Origin of the sequence: Halomonas sp. AOP43-D1-4, assembly GCF_052446175.1 — a bacterium.
GTDB classification, from domain to species: Bacteria; Pseudomonadota; Gammaproteobacteria; order Pseudomonadales; family Halomonadaceae; genus Vreelandella; species Vreelandella citrativorans.
In genome coordinates this window covers 186,625-201,962 of record NZ_JBQSVY010000008.1, presented here as the reverse complement: position 1 = coordinate 201,962, position 15,338 = coordinate 186,625, and the positions used below count along the sequence as shown (strand labels likewise).

Sequence of the window (15,338 nt, the reverse complement as noted above, 5' to 3'; positions counted from 1 at the left end):
CGGCGCGTTTGTTTTCGACACGTGTTCGTTCTAAACCAGCGATTCTAGGCATGACTCGATAATATCCAGCCCTTCGTTCAAAACGTCGTCTTCGATGGTAATGGGCATTAAAAAGCGGATGGTGTTGCCGTACATCCCGCAGGAAAGCAGAATCAAACCCTCTTCGCGGGCCTTTTTGCATAATGCGCTGGCAAGCTCTGCATTGGGCGCTCGGGTAGTTTTATCAGCAACGAGTTCAAAGGCGCCCATAGCGCCCATGTGGCGAACATTAGCGACGCTTTCGTAACGTGCCTGCCACTGATTAAAATGCTTGGCCAGCTTATCGCCGAGGGCTTGGCTTTTTTCCAGGATGTTCTCTTTCTCAAACACTTCCATAACGGCAAGTGCAGCAGCGCAGGCGGTTGGGCTGCCTGTGTAGGTGCCGCCCAGTGAGTTGGGGCCAGAGGCATCCATTATTTTATCGGTACCTACTACGGCTGAAATCGGCATGCCATCGGCCATGCTTTTGGCCATGGTCATGATGTCGGGCTCAACACCGCTGTGCTCAATGGCGAACATCTTGCCTGTGCGCCCGAAGCCAGACTGCACCTCGTCAATAATCATCAGAATGCCGTGCTCATCACAGATGTCGCGGATCTTTTTAAGAAACGAGGCAGGCGCCGGGTAAAAGCCGCCTTCGCCAAGCACGGGCTCCAGGATGATGGCGGCGGTATTGGACGGGCCCGCGTCGGTTTTAAGCGCCATCATCAGGCCGCGAAGGGCTTCATCTTCACTGACACCGTGATAATCGACCGGGTAGGGCGCCCGAAATACGGTGCCTGGCATGGGGCCAAAGTCGGTTTGATAGGGCGCTACTTTGCCGTTCATCGCCATGGTGAAGAAGGTGCGGCCGTGGTAGCCGCCATCAAAGCAGATGACGTTAGCGCGTCCGGTCGCTGCGCGGGCAATCTTGACGGCATTTTCCAGCGCTTCGGCGCCGGAGTTGGCCAGCATTACCTTGGCGTGGCCACGAACCGGTACCAGGTGGCTAAGTTTTTCGGCTACTCGAACGTAGCCTTCATAGGGCATGACCGTTTGGCAGGTATGCATTACCTTGTCGAGCTGTGCCTTCACCGCGGCAACCACTTTAGGGTGGCGGTGGCCGATGTTCAGGACGCCGATTCCGCCAGCAAAATCGATAAATCGGTTGCCATCAGCATCCCACACTTCAGCGTTTTCGGCATGGTCGGCAAACGCTGTGGCAGGGCTCGCTGCGCCGTTGGCAACGTATTTCCGCTTTAGTTCGTTTAGCTCAGCATTGCTCATGGCTCAACTCCTATCTAATAAGGGATAGGCTTTCAGCATAGTGCGTAATTAATAGGCGTAAACACCGTATACGCCGAGCAATCAAATAATACCTGCCTCACGCAGTGCCTGTTGTTGGGCCGAGCTAATGCCGATGTCGTTTAACACACGTTCAGTATGCTCACCCAAGCCTGGCGGTGCTGTGCTGGCGCTCATGGAATGACCATTGACGCGAATAGGGTTAGCCACCAGATCCACCTGGCCAGACTGTGAGTGGGGCAGGGTCTGTTTTAAGCCGCGCGCTTTTACATGCGGGTCATCAAATACGCGGTCCAGCGTATTGATGGGGCCGCTGGGCACGCCTGCTGCTTCAAAAGCGGTGAGCCATGTATCCATGGTTCGCTGAGCAAGGGCCGCTTCGAGTAGGGGCACGAGTGTTTCACGGTGGTTAACGCGGGCGCCGTTGGTGGCGAAACGCTCATCGAGCGGCAGATCGCTTAGCGAGAGCACCTCACAAAAGCGCGCAAACTGTGCGTCATTGCCTACGGCCACAATGATGTGTCCATCCGCGGTCGAAAACGCTTGATAGGGCACGATGTTAGGGTGCGCATTGCCCAAGCGTTGAGGCACGTTGCCGGAGGTTAAGTAGTTAAGCGCTTGGTTGGCCAGCACGCCTACCTGGACATCCATCAGCGCCATATCAATATGGCAGCCAACGCCGCTGTCACGGCGTTGGTAAAGCGCTGCCAGCACAGCGTTGGCGGCATACAGGCCAGTAAAAATATCGGTAAACGCCACGCCGCTCTTCATCGGGCCGCCACCGAGTTCACTGTCGGGTTTGCCGGTCAAACTCATGATGCCGCCCATGGCTTGAATCATAAAGTCGTAGCCTGCGCGGTGGGCGTAGGGACTTTGCTGGCCAAAACCGGTAATCGAGCAGTAGATCAGCGCCGGGTTAAGTTCTTTTAGGCTGGCGTAATCCAGGCCGTATTTCTTCAGGCCGCCGACTTTAAAGTTCTCAAGCAGCACATCTGACTGGGCAACGAGCTGCTTGATCAGCGCCTGACCCTCTGGCCTGGCCATATCAATCGTCACCGAGCGTTTTCCCCGGTTGGCGCACAGGTAATAGGCTGACTCTGCGGTGTCTTCAAGCCAGGGAGGCCCCCAGTGGCGCGTGTCGTCGCCGCTGCCTGGGCGCTCGACCTTCACTACATCGGCCCCCATGTCCGCGAGCATTTGGCCACACCAGGGCCCGGCCAGTACGCGAGAAATATCGAGTACCTTAATGCCTGCCAGCGGTTTGGTTACGTTGCTCATGATGATTCCTGTGGCCTGTTGTGGTTTGTGCGCGGCAGCTTAGAAAAATGCCTGAATGCCGGTTTGAGAGCGGCCAAGAATCAATGCGTGAACATCGTGGGTACCTTCGTAGGTATTCACCGACTCCAGGTTCACCATATGGCGAATTACCCCATACTCGTCGGAAACGCCGTTACCGCCGTGCATATCTCGCGACATGCGCGCAATATCCAGCGCCTTGCCGCAGTTGTTGCGTTTGATCAGCGAAATCATTTCCGGCGCCCAGTTGCCGCTATCCATCAGACGACCCACCTGAAGCGCGGACTGAAGGCCCAGAGTGATTTCCGTTTGCATATCGGCCAGCTTTTTCTGAATCAACTGGTTAGCCGCCAGCGGGCGGTTAAACTGCTTGCGGTCCAGGGTGTACTGGCGGGCGGCGTGCCAGCAGAATTCAGCGGTGCCCATTACACCCCATGCAATGCCATAACGCGCTTTGTTCAAACAGCCAAAAGGCCCTTTAAGGCCGCTGGCGTTAGGCAGCAGGTTCTCTTCAGGGACAAAGGCGCCATCCAGTACGATTTCACCGGTAATCGAGGCGCGAAGTGACACCTTGCCTTCAATTTTGGGGGTGGAGAAGCCTTCCGTGCCGCGCTCGACGATAAAGCCTTTGATCTGGTTGTCGTGGGCAGCCGACTTGGCCCATACCACGGCGATATCGGCAATCGGGCTATTGGTAATCCACATTTTGGCGCCGGTTAACCGGTAGCCGCCGTCGACTTTTTCCGCGCGGGTAATCATCGCGCCTGGATCAGAGCCGTGGTCGGGTTCGGTAAGGCCAAAACAGCCGACCATTTCACCGCTGGCAAGCCTGGGCAGGTACTTTTGTTTTTGCTCTTTTGAGCCATACGCTTCAATGGGATACATCACCAGCGATGACTGTACGCTCATGGCCGAACGGTAGCCGGAATCGACACGCTCCACTTCTCGGGCTATCAAGCCGTACGCAACGTGGTTAACGCCTGCGCCGCCGTACTCCGGGGAAACGGTCGCGCCCAGCAGGCCCAGTTCTCCCATCTCCGTCATGATCTCGCGGTCAAAGCGCTCTTCACGAAATGCACTTAACACACGGGGCTGCAGGTTGTTTTGGCAGTAATCGTGGGCGGCATCGCGAATCTGGCGCTCTTCCTCGGTGAGCTGGTGCTCCAGCAATAGCGGGTCGTCCCAATTGAAATGTGTCATTACATAGTCTCCTGAGGATTCTTGAGGGAAACAGGTTCGCGTCGACACATCCAGGCGCCCACGCCGATCCAGCGATCTACTTTGAAAGCCATTCCAGTTTATCGCCGTTATTTAAAAATATCTACATTTTTTTGAAATGAAGAATTTATTGGATGCCGCGAGCCTTAAGCACTTGCGTAATGATGGGGACTGGCGTCATCAAGTGGTCGCGCATTAACGTGTCAGCCTGCTCGGCATTGCGGGCCAAAATAACCTCAACAAGGGCGGCGTGCTCTTGGCGCTTTTGCGCTAGTGCGGTGGGCGACATAACGGTTTCCTGTAGCCACAAGTGGCGGTAACGTTCCACCTGATCAAACAGAGTGTGGCGCATTTGCAGCAGGTGAGGGGAGTTGCAGCCGCTGGCAATCGCGGTATGGAACGCCTTGTGACGTGTATCCCAGCCATCAAGTAGTTCATCGGGCGAGCTGATATCGGTTACCCTGGAAAGCCGGTGTGCCGTGGCTACCACCGAGGCTTCCCACTCATCGTCGCCCCGCTCGATGGCCAGGCGCAAAATAAGCCCTTCCAGCTGGGCACGTGCGTCGTAAATATCATTAAGCTCAGCAAGTGACATGGGCGCTACGCGGTATCCCCGCTGGCTAATAGCCACGACCAGGCGGTCGGCTACCAGTTGCGAAAGCGCCTCCCGTAGCGGCCCGGTGCTAACGCCGTAATGCTCCTTTAAGCGGCTCATAAGGAGCTTCTCTTCAGGCGCATAGCGGCCTCGGATAATGTCGTGCTTGAGCGTGCGGTAAGCGTTAATCGCTAAATTTTGACGCGGCGCATCTGGCTCCATGGCAATCTCCATTGCTATAACGTCGGCTCGCTGGTGAAAGGGTGGCAAACCGGCGAAGATATAAGAATAGCGGCTATTATTACTAAAAATTAACACTTTGGCATAAGAGGCGTGATTGATGTGGGATTTCATCATTATTGGCGGCGGAATCCTTGGGATGTCTACCGCAATGCAGCTGCAGCAGACCTACCCTGATAAGCGTCTGCTGGTGCTTGAAAAAGAGCACGGCCCCGCTCAGCACCAATCCGGCCATAACAGCGGTGTTATTCATGCCGGGGTGTACTACACGCCGGGTAGTTTGAAGGCGCGGTTTTGTCTTGAGGGCAACCGAGCAACGCGGGCGTTTTGTGATCAGCATGGGGTCGATTACGCCATTTGCGGCAAGCTGCTGGTGGCCACCGATGCCCTTGAGATCCAGCGCATGCAAGCGCTTTGGGAACGTACTGCGGCCAATGGTCTGGAGCGTGAGTGGCTTAGCGCGGAGGCGCTTAAAGAGCGTGAGCCGAATATCCGTGGCGAGGCCGCTATTTACGTCCCTTCAAGCGGTATCGTCGACTATGCCCAGGTGACTCGTGCCATGGCCGCTGAATTTGAACGCCTTGGCGGGAAAATTCGCTATGGCGTTGAGGTGAAAGGGTTGGAAGAGCGCCGTGCCGAGGTGGTGGTCACCACCTCCAGCGATACGTTGAGCAGCCGCTACCTGGTGACCTGTGCCGGGTTAATGGCTGACCGGGTGATCCGCATGCTGGGTCAGAAGCCAGGCTTTACCATCTGCCCGTTCCGGGGGAGTACTATTTATTGCCCGAGCAGCATAATCATATCGTTAACCACTTGATTTACCCTATTCCGGACCCGGGCATGCCATTTTTGGGCGTGCATTTAACCCGAATGATCGATGGTCGCGTAACGGTCGGCCCCAACGCGGTATTAGCGTTAAAGCGTGAAGGCTATCGAAAACAGGATATGTCGCTACGCGATATAGCTCAGATGTTGTCCCATCCCGGTATTTTAAAGGTATTGGGCAAGCACCTTAAGCCAGGAATTGGGGAGATGAAAAACTCGTTCTATAAGCGTGGCTACCTGGAACTGGTCCGCAAATATTGCCCTGATATCACTATTGATGACCTTCAGCCTTACCCGGCAGGCGTTCGCGCCCAGGCCGTATCCCGTGACGGTAAGTTGGTCGATGACTTTTTATTCGTCAATACACGGCGGACGGTGAACGTCGGCAATGCTCCTTCGCCAGCGGCAACGTCAGCGCTTCCTATTGGGGCGCATATTACTCAGCAGGTCGTGGCACTATTGTCCCATTAACATCAACGCAACAGCCGTGCTAACGTCACGTGGCCGCCGCTGCGAATGCAGCGGCAAGCACAACAAATATTCTGATCGTCACGCATACTTATAAGTCCAAGCCGGACGGAGGCAACTCGCATGCAAACACTAAAATATGCAGCCGCAGCATCGCTGCTCGCCATAGCACTGCCCGCCAGCGCCCAACAGCTTTCTATCGCCACTGGCGGTACCGGGGGCGTTTACTATCCTATTGGCGGCGGCCTGGCTGAAATGATCAATAACCATATTGAAGGTGCTCAAGCGACGGCGGAAGTGACCGGCGCCTCGGTTGAAAATATGGGGCTCATCATGCGCGGCGATGCCGATCTTGCCACCGCACTGGCCGACACGGTGTACCAAGCCTATACCGGCACCGACGATTTTGAAGGCCGTCAGGTGGAAAACACTCGGGCGCTGGCATCCCTCTACCCCAATGCGGTGCAGTTGGTGACGCTTGCCGAATCCGATATTCAAAGCATCAATGACCTGGCGGGCAAGCGAGTTTCGGTTGGCGCACCGGGTAGCGGCACCGAGCTTAACGCCCGCGCCGTACTGGAATCCAACGGCATTAGCTACGAAGACTTCACTCCCCAGCGGCTCAATTTCAACGAAACGGCCGATGCCATCCGCGATGGCGATATTGATGCCGGTTTCTGGAGCGTAGGCCCGCCTACCAGCTCAATTCTTAACCTGGCCGCCACTCGCGACATTCGCTTGATCAACCTGTCCGATGAAGAAATTGCCAACGCGCAGGAAGAGGAAGCGGTGTTTGCTCCCTATGAGCTTGCCGCTGGCATGTACGACGGCATGGGCGAAGCCGTTCAGACTATCGGCATTCCCAATGTCCTGGTGGTTAACGCCGATATGGATGAAGAGCTTGCCTACCAGCTGACCCAACTGCTGTTTGAGCATACCGATGAGCTGATTGCCGTCCACCCCGCCGCCAACGACACCACGATTGAGTTCACCATGAATTCAACGCCCGTGCCGCTGCACCCGGGCGCAATTCGCTATTTTGAGGAAATGGATGTCGAAATTCCGGACCGTTTGCGTCCGTAACGACGCCTTCATCTAACGGAGCATTCGTCATGCAGTGGCAACAAAAACTGATGGCGCTCCTGTTGGTCTGCTTACCGTTTGCCGAGGCTGGGGCTTCCCCCGCCTCGGCGTCTGCGTACCTTACGGTTACCACTGAAGATGGCGAAACGCTGTTGGAGGAAGCCGCTCCTGAAGGCGTGCGCTGGTGCATTCAGTGGCAGCATTCGGTCGAACACTTCACGGTGCTGGATTGCTATCGCAACGCCAGCGGTGTCATGCAGCTTGAGCGCAGCCACCAGCCCGACTTTGCCGCAGGACTTGGGCACATTGTGGGTCGAGGCGAGCAAGTGTCTGATGGCCAGGGCGGCTACTGGATCAATGCGATTAATGAGCCTGTCATCAATAACCGGTATGTACTTCGAGTCGGTGCTAATGCGGTCAATCATCAAGTGGTGTGGCCCGATGGCGAGCACCCTGACATTAGCCTGAGCGAGCAAGCGGCAGGGCAGCGAGTCATCATCCAACTGGGTGAGCCAGAGCGCTTCTAAAAGAAACAAGCGAGACAACACTTCCGAGGACTTCATGAACGAATCCACTCCACCGCCGGTATTAATGCCGGGCGGTAATGCGATTCAACCCCGCCTGGTACTGCGGTGTATCACCATCGTGGCTGTCGGGCTTTCCCTGTTTCAGCTCTACTCCGCCGGTATTCAGCCGTTGGGGCTGTTTTACCAGCGCGGTATCCACCTAGCGCTGATTATGCTGTTAGCGTTTTTAATGTTCCCGGTTTTTGGGCCGAACCGTAAGCGAGGTGTACTTGGCTGGGGAATTGATCTTGTCTTTTTAGCGGGCGCGCTGATTACCGGCGGCTATCTTGTGCTGTTTTTAGACGAGATTATCAATCGTGCGGGTTTCTGGAGTGAAACCGATATTCTGGTGGCCTGCATTGCGACGGTCACGGTACTGGAAGCCAGCCGTCGTGCCGTGGGCTTCGGGATGACGATTATTGGCGTGCTGGCCATCATATACGCCTTTGCCGGGCCACGCGGTGAGCTGCCTTGGCTTGGCGAGTGGCTGCCCGGTATTTTAAATCATCGCGGCTATTCTCTGGACCGAGTAGCAGGCCAGCTATACTTGGGTCAGGAAGGTATCTTTGGTTTGCCGTTAGGGGTTGCCGCGACCTACATTTTTATATTTGTGCTGTTTGGGGCGTTTTTAGAGAGCACCGGGGCGGGAAAATTCTTTATTGATATGGCCTACGCAGCCACAGGGCGCCAGCGCGGCGGCCCGGCGAAGGCGGCTGTGCTGGCGTCGGCGGGCATGGGGTCTATCTCGGGTAGCGCGATTGCCAACGTGGTCACCACGGGCGCGTTTACTATCCCGCTGATGAAAAAACTGGGCTATCAGCCTAGGCAGGCGGGAGGAATTGAAGCCGCTGCCTCCACTGGTGGGCAAATTATGCCGCCGCTGATGGGCGCAGGCGCCTTTTTGATAGCCGAGTACACCAATACGCCGTACCTGGATATTGTCAAAGTCAGTATTTTACCGGCGATCATGTACTTCGCGACGGTGTATCTGTTTGTACATATTATTGCCCTTAAACAGGGAATGCAGGGCATGCCGAGAAGCGAGCTGCCGAAAATGCGCCAGGTCATGAAGGATGGTTGGCATTTTCTGCTGCCGCTGGCCGTGCTGGTGTGGCTACTGGTAATGAACCTTTCGCCCATGCGGGTCGGCTACTACGCGGTAATTACCATGATTGCCGTGGCGGTTTTACGTTACGCGTTATGGTACTTCTTTGTCGCGCCTGGCCAAGGCCAGCCGGTGACAGTCAGGCGGACCCAAGAGGTGGTTTGGATCGGCCTGGTGAAGCTGGTGCAGGGCCTTGAACTGGGCGCACGCAATGCCGTGGCGGTTTCCATGGCGTGTGCGGTGGCAGGCATTATCGTGGGTGTAGTTGGGTTAACCGGCCTTGGGCTTAAGTTCTCCTCCATGATGCTCGCTTTCTCGGGCGGCAATCTGGTGCTTGCCCTGGTCATGGTGTTGTTGGCAAGCCTGATTCTGGGTATGGGCCTGCCGGTTACCGCAAGCTATATCGTGCTGATTGTTCTGGTGGGCCCGGCGCTAACGGCGGAGTTTGGCGTGCCGCTACTGGTCGCTCACCTGGTAGTATTCTGGTACTCCCAGGACTCTAACGTGACGCCGCCCATCGCCTTGGCAGGGTTTGCCGGGGCTGCAATCGCGGGCAGTAAACCGATGGAAACCGGCTTTCAGGCGTGGAAGTTTGCCAAAGGGCTTTATCTCATTCCGTTGTTTATGGTGTTCAATCCGGAGATTATTGTCGGCGGCCCGGTGCCGGTGGTGATCTGGAATGCCGTTATTGCTATTTTTGCCCTGTGCGCCTTTGCCGCCGCCCTTGAAGGATATTTGTTTACCCGTATGGGCTGGTTGTCGCGCCTTGCCATTGGCGCCGCTATCGTAGGGGTTTTCTACCCTAGCCTGATCACCGAGATTGCCGGTGTTGCCGTCATGATCGTTGCGATTGGTACAAATTGGCGAGCCAGTAAGCATGAAGCGCCGAGTATTGCATAGCGCTTAAAACGATGGCGAAAGCTGGATGTAAAAAAAGCCCGGAGACCATTAGGTTTCCGGGCTTTTGCGTTTCTTGCCTTAGCGGTTACATGGCTTCAGGCTTGCTTAGAAGATGGACTCTGCTGTGCCCGAGCCTTGTGAGCCGCTGGCCTCTTCCAGCTCTCGGCTAATCCCGCGCGGCTGGTAGGCGGGCAAGTGGTCGCGGTGGAAGAACTCGCTGATGCCTCCCGGCTGATTGTCATGTAAGCGTCGGCCTGAGTTAGGGTCTACCCGCGCAGTCACCACCGTATCAGGACGCTCAGGCACGGCGGAGGGTGTGCCTTCAAGCGCCTTGCCCATAAAGGCGTTCCAAATAGGCAGTGCAGCGTTGGCGCCATACTCGGCAATGGTTTCGTTGCTGTCTTTGCCCACCCAAACGGTTGTCACCAGGTCGGTGTTAAAGCCTGCAAACCATGCGTCACGCTGGCTGTTGGTGGTGCCGGTTTTACCGACGATATCTTCACGGTTAAGGCTCAGTGCCCCACGGCCAGTACCCGAGGTAATAACATCACGCAGCATATCGCGCAGAATGTAGGTGGCCGCTGCGTTGGCAACGCGTTTGGCAACCGGGTATTCACGGCCATCAATCTCAACGGTTTCCTGACCCTCTGCACAGCTGGGGCAAGCCACCTGGGGTGTCGCTTCATCAATGAGCTCATGATCATCATTGCGAGTTACACGTTCAATAAACCACGGCGCCACTTGAAAGCCGCCATTGGCAATCACGGAGTAGGCGTTGGTCATTTCCATAGGCGTTAGGCTTGCGCTGCCCAAGGCCAAAGAGAGGCCATGAGGCAGGCGGCCTGGCGCGAAGCCAAAACCTTCCAGATAGTTGATCGTATGATCAAGCCCCATCGCCTGTAGAACGCGAATAGTGACCAGGTTGCGCGAACGAGCAAGCGCCGGGCGTAAGCGCATTGGCCCTGCGAAGTCACGGCTGGAGTTAACAGGGCGCCAGAGCGAGTTACTGCCGTCATCCAATACAACAGGCGCGTCATTGATCACGGTGGAAGCGTTCATTTCGCCATCTTCAAGTGCCGCAAGGTAAATGAAGGGCTTGAAAATAGAACCCGACTGGCGCTGTGCCTGAACCGCGCGATTAAACTTGCTGGCGTTAAAATCAAACCCGCCCTGCAAGGCGAGAATCGCGCCGGTACGTGGGTCCTGAGCAACGAGAGAGCCTTCTGCATCTGGCCGCTGAGAAAGGCGTACGGTGCCATCCTGGGTTTCGAGAATGCGAACCAGGTCACCGCGTACGGCAATCTGGTCGGCAGAGCTTGGCTCAGCACCACGACTGCGTGGGCTGTTATAGGTACGTGCCCAGCTTAGGCCGTCCCAGTTAATGGTTTTCAGCTCGCCGCCACGGGTAAGTACCTGCATTTCACGACCACCGCTTTCCACGACGATGGCGGGTTTTAACAGGCCATACTCGGGGGTACGCTCAAGTACTTGCAGCCAGTTACTAACATCGCCTTCAACACCGGCGATTTCCGTTTGGCTACGCTCGGCGGCCTGGCGGGCTGTCTGACGAATTTCAGGCGACTCGGCAAGCTCTTCTTCCAATCCTTGGGTTGCCGTACGCTCTTGGGCTTCAACCAGACTGGGGGCGATATCGTGCTGTTCAGCACCCCGCCAGCCGTGGCGTAAATCATACTCAAGCAGGCCAGTTGCCAGGGCCTCGCGGGCAAACGGCTGAAGCTCACTGTCCAGCGTCGTATAAATGCGGTAGCCGCCGGTGTACGCCGCATCGCCAAAGCGCTCAATCGCATATTGACGCGCCATTTCTGCCACGTAAGAAGCATCTACTTCGGTTTGGGTGAAGTGGCGACGTGCAGTAACCGGCTCCTGTACGGCAGCCTGATAAGTGGTGTCATCAATAAAGCCCAGCTCGCGCATACGGAACAGAATCCAGTTGCGACGAATCAGTGAGCGCTCGGAGTTGGCCAGCGGGTTAAACGCGGAAGGCGCTTTAGGCAACCCGGCAATCATGGCCGTTTCTGCAAGCGTCAGTTCGGAAAGCGGCTTGTCGTAATAGGTATCGGCAGCGGCTGCAATGCCATATGCTCGATTTCCTAAGAAAATTTTGTTAACGTAAAGTTCGAATATCTCATGCTTGCTGAGCAGTTTTTCCATCTGCAGAGCCAGCAGAATTTCACGCAGCTTACGAGTAAAGGTTTGGTCAAGCGTCAGCATGTAGTTACGCGCGACCTGCATGCTGATGGTGGAGCCGCCTGATTGAATACTGCCACTTCGGGCCAGCTCTACTGCGGCACGGGCAAGCCCTCGAGGGTCAACCCCCGAGTGCTCAAAGTAATTGGTGTCCTCGGCGGCCACCAGAGCGTTGACCATGTTCTGAGGTATTTCGTCGAAATCAACGACGATGCGCCGTTCCTCACCAAACTCACCGATTAACTTACCGTCATTGGTGAAAATTCGCAGAGGTGAGTGAAGCTCGAAGTCTTGCAACTGACGAACATCAGGTAAGCCAGGCGAAAAATAGATAGCCGCTCCCACCATGGCTAATACGGCGGCCCCGACTAACGACACGATAAGAAAGAACAGCGACAGAATGAGGGTTCGCAAAAACGTCATGAACAGAGGGCACCCATGAAAAGGAGAATAGGATCGGCATCCAAGCGGCCGTATCGCGCAATTGGCTGCCATTATAGGAAGGCGAGGCAGCGGCCACCAGTGTTGATATGCCGTAAATATAACGGCGCGTTACCTGACTAGCGCGTTATGCCACTACTTCTTGGGCATATCAGATGGCAGGAATAAACTCATAATGCGCCTGTTTAAAGCCAGTAAGGGATTGATCGGCATCGATATTACATCGACCGCCATCAAACTGTTGGAGCTTAAAAAGAGTCACGACACCTACCAAGTGGAAAGCCATGCGGTTTGCTCACTTCGTGACGGTGCAGTGGCTGAACGGCGTATTCAGGACATTAATTACGTCACAGATAGTTTAAAACGTGCCATTGACCACGCCAAGCCCTCTACGCGTAATGCCGTGGTAGCACTTCCTGCCTGCATGGCGATTACTAAAATGCTCACGTTTGCTGCTGAGTTGAACGAGCAGGAAATCGAGGAGCGTTTGATGATCGAATCAGACCGTCATCTGCCTTTTCCGTTCAATGACGTGGCGTTTGATTTTGCATGCATGGGGCCTGCTCCCTTGGCTGCGCATTTACAACAAGTAATGTTGGTGGCTTGTCGTCAACAGGATGTTTGGCAACTGACAGAACCCTTGGTGCGTGCAGGACTGGAACCCGTTGCGGTGGATGTCGAAACCTTTGCGATTGAACGTGCCTTTGCTGCGCTGCGCCCTCCGCTATCAGCGGCGTCTGACCCTGCCGCAAGCGTTGCGTTGGTCGATATCGGGGCGCAGACAAGTACGTTTCGCGTTTTTCATAATGCACGCACCGTTTACGTTCGCGAAAACCTGCAGGGCAGCGAACCGTTAACCGCCGCGACTCAAGAGCGATACGCGCTCAGTCGAGAAGATGCCTTGTGGGCTCGTCAGCATGGCGGCTTGCCAGATGATTTTCAGGACGTGGTCCTGAAACCTTTTCTGGGTGCATTCGCACAAAGCATTGCGCGAGCCTTGCAGCTTTATATCGCCACCAGCCGCCAATCGCCTGTGGGTCATATCGTGCTAGCCGGTGATATAAATGCGCTGCCGGGGTTAGCGACCTTTATGGCTGATACTTGTCAGTTACCGGTGACGCCGCTAAATCCGTTGCAGACGATGCCGGTCAACAAACGCGTGGATAGGCAGGCGCTTACTCTGAATCTCCCCGGCTTGCTGACCGCAAGCGGCCTTGCGATGCGGGCACCTTTATGAGCATTACGATCAACCTGCTGGCCTGGCGGGAAGAGCGCCGAGAACAGCACACGCGACGCTTTTATACGGTCATGCTGTTGTTACTGATCGCCGGTATCGCGCTGGGTAGTGGGGTTTCGCATGTCTATCAGAGGATGCTGGGCGCTCAGGAGCAGCGCAATGCGTATATCGCTGCTCATATAGAGCGTTATACACATGAAATTAGTGAAGCTGAACGCACTGTTCTGCAGGGAGAACAGCTGCGCCAGCAGTTAACCCGCTTCCAGCGCCTGCTTCAACAGCGAACACAGACGGCTCAGCTGTTTAACGACCTTGCCGCAAGTCTTGGCGAGGGCGTGGTCTTTCAGCACCTTGAACAGCGCCATAATCGGCTAAGCGTATCCGCGGCCGCAGAAGATGAGCGTCAGATAACCGAGCAGTTACGTCGTCTTGCTGAAATGCCGGGGTTTGATATTCCGGTACTCTCCGAAATGGTCAGTGATCCGCAGGGCAGTGGGAGAACCTTCCATTTTGAAGTAACCCTCACTCAGCCGAGCGTTTCTTTGGTCGATTCTGGAGTATCGCCATGAAATCAGGGGCGCCGCTATACCTGCTGCGATGGGGAAAGGTGTGGCAGCAAGAGTGGCAGCGTTTGCGTGCGCTTGACTGGCAGACGCTTGATCTACGTGATGCAGGCGCATGGCCCAGGTTATTAAAAGTGCTGAGCGGCGGGATGGTGTTTCTAATGGCGTTAGTGGTGACCTGCGCATGGCTGGTGAGTGAGCATCGTGCGTCGCTGGCACAGGCACAGCAACAAGAGATAAGGCTGTTAAGCGATTACCGCAGCAGTGTTCACGCCGCTGGTTTGCTGAACGGTGCGCGTACCCAACTGGCTGGCCTGGAGGAGCAAATGACTCGGATGCGTGCCCTGTTAACACTCCAGGCGGCGCTTCCAGCGTTACGGGATAGCATTAGAGACGCTGCTGATGAGAACCAGCTCACCATCGATGATATTTATCTGCGTCCTGTCGTTAGCCAAGTGTCAGAACATCCTATTGATATTCAGGTAGTAGGCGATTATCACCAGTTGGCGCAGTTTGTTACTGATATTAGTCGGTTGGAACACCTTGTCACGCAGCATGACATTACGCTTGCGCCGATTGATCAAGCTGCGAGCAGATTGTCTCTGTCGTTTGTGGCTAAGGCCTATAGCGACGCTGATGCTGTCAGCCAGGATGAAAGCGAAGAGGCTGAAGGCGAAAAGGGTGGCGGCGAAAATAGCTTAAATCGGCGGGAGGAAGATCAGTGAAGTGGCTTGCCCGCGTGATGAGCTGCCTGGTCAGCGTCGTTTTGCTTTCTGGTTGTCATGGGCCTGAGCTTGATCAACTGGATGACACGCTCTCAAGGATTCGCCAAACCCCAGGCACTCCCTCCGCTTCGCGTATTGAGCCACTGGTTGTATATCCCGTAGAGGCGTATGGCTACTCAGACACGCGCAGTCCTTTTCAAGCAGTGCAGTCGCCTTTGCAGATAGCTGACGTAAACCAGGATGCCCCGCTGGTGCCTGACGCACAGCGAACCCCCGAGCCGCTTGAGCGTTTCTCTATTTCGGAGCTTCGCCTGGTGGGCACGCTGGTTATGGGAAAGCGCCATGTCGCGTTGATAGAAACGCCAGATGGGCATGTAACCAGTGCCCGTGCGGGAGACCATGCGGGCAGCAATGGCGGGCGTATCACGCATATTGAGGCGCACAAAGTCCGTATTACCGAGCGCATTACTACTCAGCAGGGGTGGCAAGAGCAGCAGGTTCTCCTTTCGCTGACATCGCCGCCATGATCAACCCAGGCAACTCGG

The 15,338-nt window shown here is 55.6% G+C and carries 12 protein-coding genes and 1 pseudogene; 8 read left to right on the top strand and 5 right to left on the bottom strand.

Translation table 11 applies throughout. The features are described from left to right. Positions 1-30: 30 nt before the first annotated feature. The 4 genes from gabT to csiR all read right to left on the bottom strand — a co-directional run bounded on the left by gabT (position 31) and on the right by csiR (position 4,654). The gene (gene gabT / locus ACT3RQ_RS10780; RefSeq protein WP_444680459.1) at positions 31-1,305 is read right to left on the bottom strand and encodes a 4-aminobutyrate--2-oxoglutarate transaminase; all 1,275 of its coding nucleotides are present in this window, start codon (positions 1,303-1,305) and stop codon (positions 31-33) included. Between the two features lie 81 nt (positions 1,306-1,386). Further along, the gene (locus tag ACT3RQ_RS10775) at positions 1,387-2,601 is read right to left on the bottom strand and encodes a CaiB/BaiF CoA transferase family protein (protein ID WP_444680458.1); all 1,215 of its coding nucleotides are present in this window, start codon (positions 2,599-2,601) and stop codon (positions 1,387-1,389) included. Between the two features lie 39 nt (positions 2,602-2,640). Further along, entirely contained in the window at positions 2,641-3,819 is a 1,179-nt protein-coding gene (locus tag ACT3RQ_RS10770; RefSeq protein ID WP_444680457.1) for an acyl-CoA dehydrogenase, read from the bottom strand. Positions 3,820-3,964: 145 nt separating this feature from the next. Next, the gene (gene csiR, locus ACT3RQ_RS10765) at positions 3,965-4,654 is read right to left on the bottom strand and encodes a DNA-binding transcriptional regulator CsiR (protein ID WP_087107872.1); all 690 of its coding nucleotides are present in this window, start codon (positions 4,652-4,654) and stop codon (positions 3,965-3,967) included. 118 nt (positions 4,655-4,772) lie between these two features. Here csiR and lhgO point away from each other — a divergent pair. The 4 genes and pseudogenes from lhgO to ACT3RQ_RS10745 all read left to right on the top strand — a co-directional run. Beyond that, positions 4,773-5,881 (top strand): annotated as a pseudogene (gene lhgO, locus ACT3RQ_RS10760) (L-2-hydroxyglutarate oxidase); the annotation flags it as partial. Between the two features lie 207 nt (positions 5,882-6,088). After that, positions 6,089-7,048: a TAXI family TRAP transporter solute-binding subunit gene (locus ACT3RQ_RS10755; RefSeq protein ID WP_193056478.1), complete on the top strand. Its 960-nt coding sequence runs from the start codon at positions 6,089-6,091 to the stop codon at positions 7,046-7,048. A gap of 29 nt (positions 7,049-7,077) precedes the next feature. Then, the gene (locus ACT3RQ_RS10750) at positions 7,078-7,575 is read left to right on the top strand and encodes a DUF1850 domain-containing protein (protein ID WP_193056479.1); all 498 of its coding nucleotides are present in this window, start codon (positions 7,078-7,080) and stop codon (positions 7,573-7,575) included. Positions 7,576-7,609: 34 nt separating this feature from the next. Beyond that, positions 7,610-9,619, top strand: coding sequence for a TRAP transporter permease (locus tag ACT3RQ_RS10745; protein ID WP_193056480.1), 2,010 nt, complete (start codon positions 7,610-7,612; stop codon positions 9,617-9,619). 105 nt (positions 9,620-9,724) lie between these two features. Here ACT3RQ_RS10745 and ACT3RQ_RS10740 read toward each other — a convergent pair whose 3' ends face one another. Next, entirely contained in the window at positions 9,725-12,250 is a 2,526-nt protein-coding gene (locus tag ACT3RQ_RS10740) for a penicillin-binding protein 1A (protein ID WP_444622323.1), read from the bottom strand. 193 nt (positions 12,251-12,443) lie between these two features. Here ACT3RQ_RS10740 and pilM point away from each other — a divergent pair, with 193 nt between their 5' ends. Genes pilM through ACT3RQ_RS10720 form a run of 4 tightly spaced genes read left to right on the top strand, consistent with a single transcriptional unit; the run spans position 12,444 to position 15,320 of the window. Further along, positions 12,444-13,505, top strand: coding sequence for a type IV pilus assembly protein PilM (pilM, locus tag ACT3RQ_RS10735; protein WP_444622324.1), 1,062 nt, complete (start codon positions 12,444-12,446; stop codon positions 13,503-13,505). Then, positions 13,502-14,074: a PilN domain-containing protein gene (locus ACT3RQ_RS10730; protein WP_193056483.1), complete on the top strand. Its 573-nt coding sequence runs from the start codon at positions 13,502-13,504 to the stop codon at positions 14,072-14,074. Before pilM ends, ACT3RQ_RS10730 begins: the two co-directional genes overlap by 4 nt. Then, positions 14,071-14,793, top strand: coding sequence for a type 4a pilus biogenesis protein PilO (locus ACT3RQ_RS10725; protein WP_193056484.1), 723 nt, complete (start codon positions 14,071-14,073; stop codon positions 14,791-14,793). Before ACT3RQ_RS10730 ends, ACT3RQ_RS10725 begins: the two co-directional genes overlap by 4 nt. Beyond that, positions 14,790-15,320 carry a pilus assembly protein PilP gene (locus tag ACT3RQ_RS10720; protein ID WP_319643842.1) on the top strand — a complete coding sequence of 177 codons (531 nt, stop codon included), beginning with the start codon at positions 14,790-14,792 and terminating at the stop codon, positions 15,318-15,320. Before ACT3RQ_RS10725 ends, ACT3RQ_RS10720 begins: the two co-directional genes overlap by 4 nt. Positions 15,321-15,338 lie beyond the last annotated feature (18 nt).

What these genes read in the sequence shown, in the direction of transcription:
- gabT (WP_444680459.1), bottom strand. Translation starts at nt 1,305, where the DNA reads ATGAGCAATGCTGAGCTAAACGAACTAAAGCGGAAATACGTTGCCAAC.
- ACT3RQ_RS10775 (WP_444680458.1), bottom strand. Translation starts at nt 2,601, where the DNA reads ATGAGCAACGTAACCAAACCGCTGGCAGGCATTAAGGTACTCGATATT.
- ACT3RQ_RS10770 (WP_444680457.1), bottom strand. Translation starts at nt 3,819, where the DNA reads ATGACACATTTCAATTGGGACGACCCGCTATTGCTGGAGCACCAGCTC.
- csiR (WP_087107872.1), bottom strand. Translation starts at nt 4,654, where the DNA reads ATGGAGCCAGATGCGCCGCGTCAAAATTTAGCGATTAACGCTTACCGC.
- ACT3RQ_RS10755 (WP_193056478.1), top strand. Translation starts at nt 6,089, where the DNA reads ATGCAAACACTAAAATATGCAGCCGCAGCATCGCTGCTCGCCATAGCA.
- ACT3RQ_RS10750 (WP_193056479.1), top strand. Translation starts at nt 7,078, where the DNA reads ATGCAGTGGCAACAAAAACTGATGGCGCTCCTGTTGGTCTGCTTACCG.
- ACT3RQ_RS10745 (WP_193056480.1), top strand. Translation starts at nt 7,610, where the DNA reads ATGAACGAATCCACTCCACCGCCGGTATTAATGCCGGGCGGTAATGCG.
- ACT3RQ_RS10740 (WP_444622323.1), bottom strand. Translation starts at nt 12,250, where the DNA reads ATGACGTTTTTGCGAACCCTCATTCTGTCGCTGTTCTTTCTTATCGTG.
- pilM (WP_444622324.1), top strand. Translation starts at nt 12,444, where the DNA reads ATGCGCCTGTTTAAAGCCAGTAAGGGATTGATCGGCATCGATATTACA.
- ACT3RQ_RS10730 (WP_193056483.1), top strand. Translation starts at nt 13,502, where the DNA reads ATGAGCATTACGATCAACCTGCTGGCCTGGCGGGAAGAGCGCCGAGAA.
- ACT3RQ_RS10725 (WP_193056484.1), top strand. Translation starts at nt 14,071, where the DNA reads ATGAAATCAGGGGCGCCGCTATACCTGCTGCGATGGGGAAAGGTGTGG.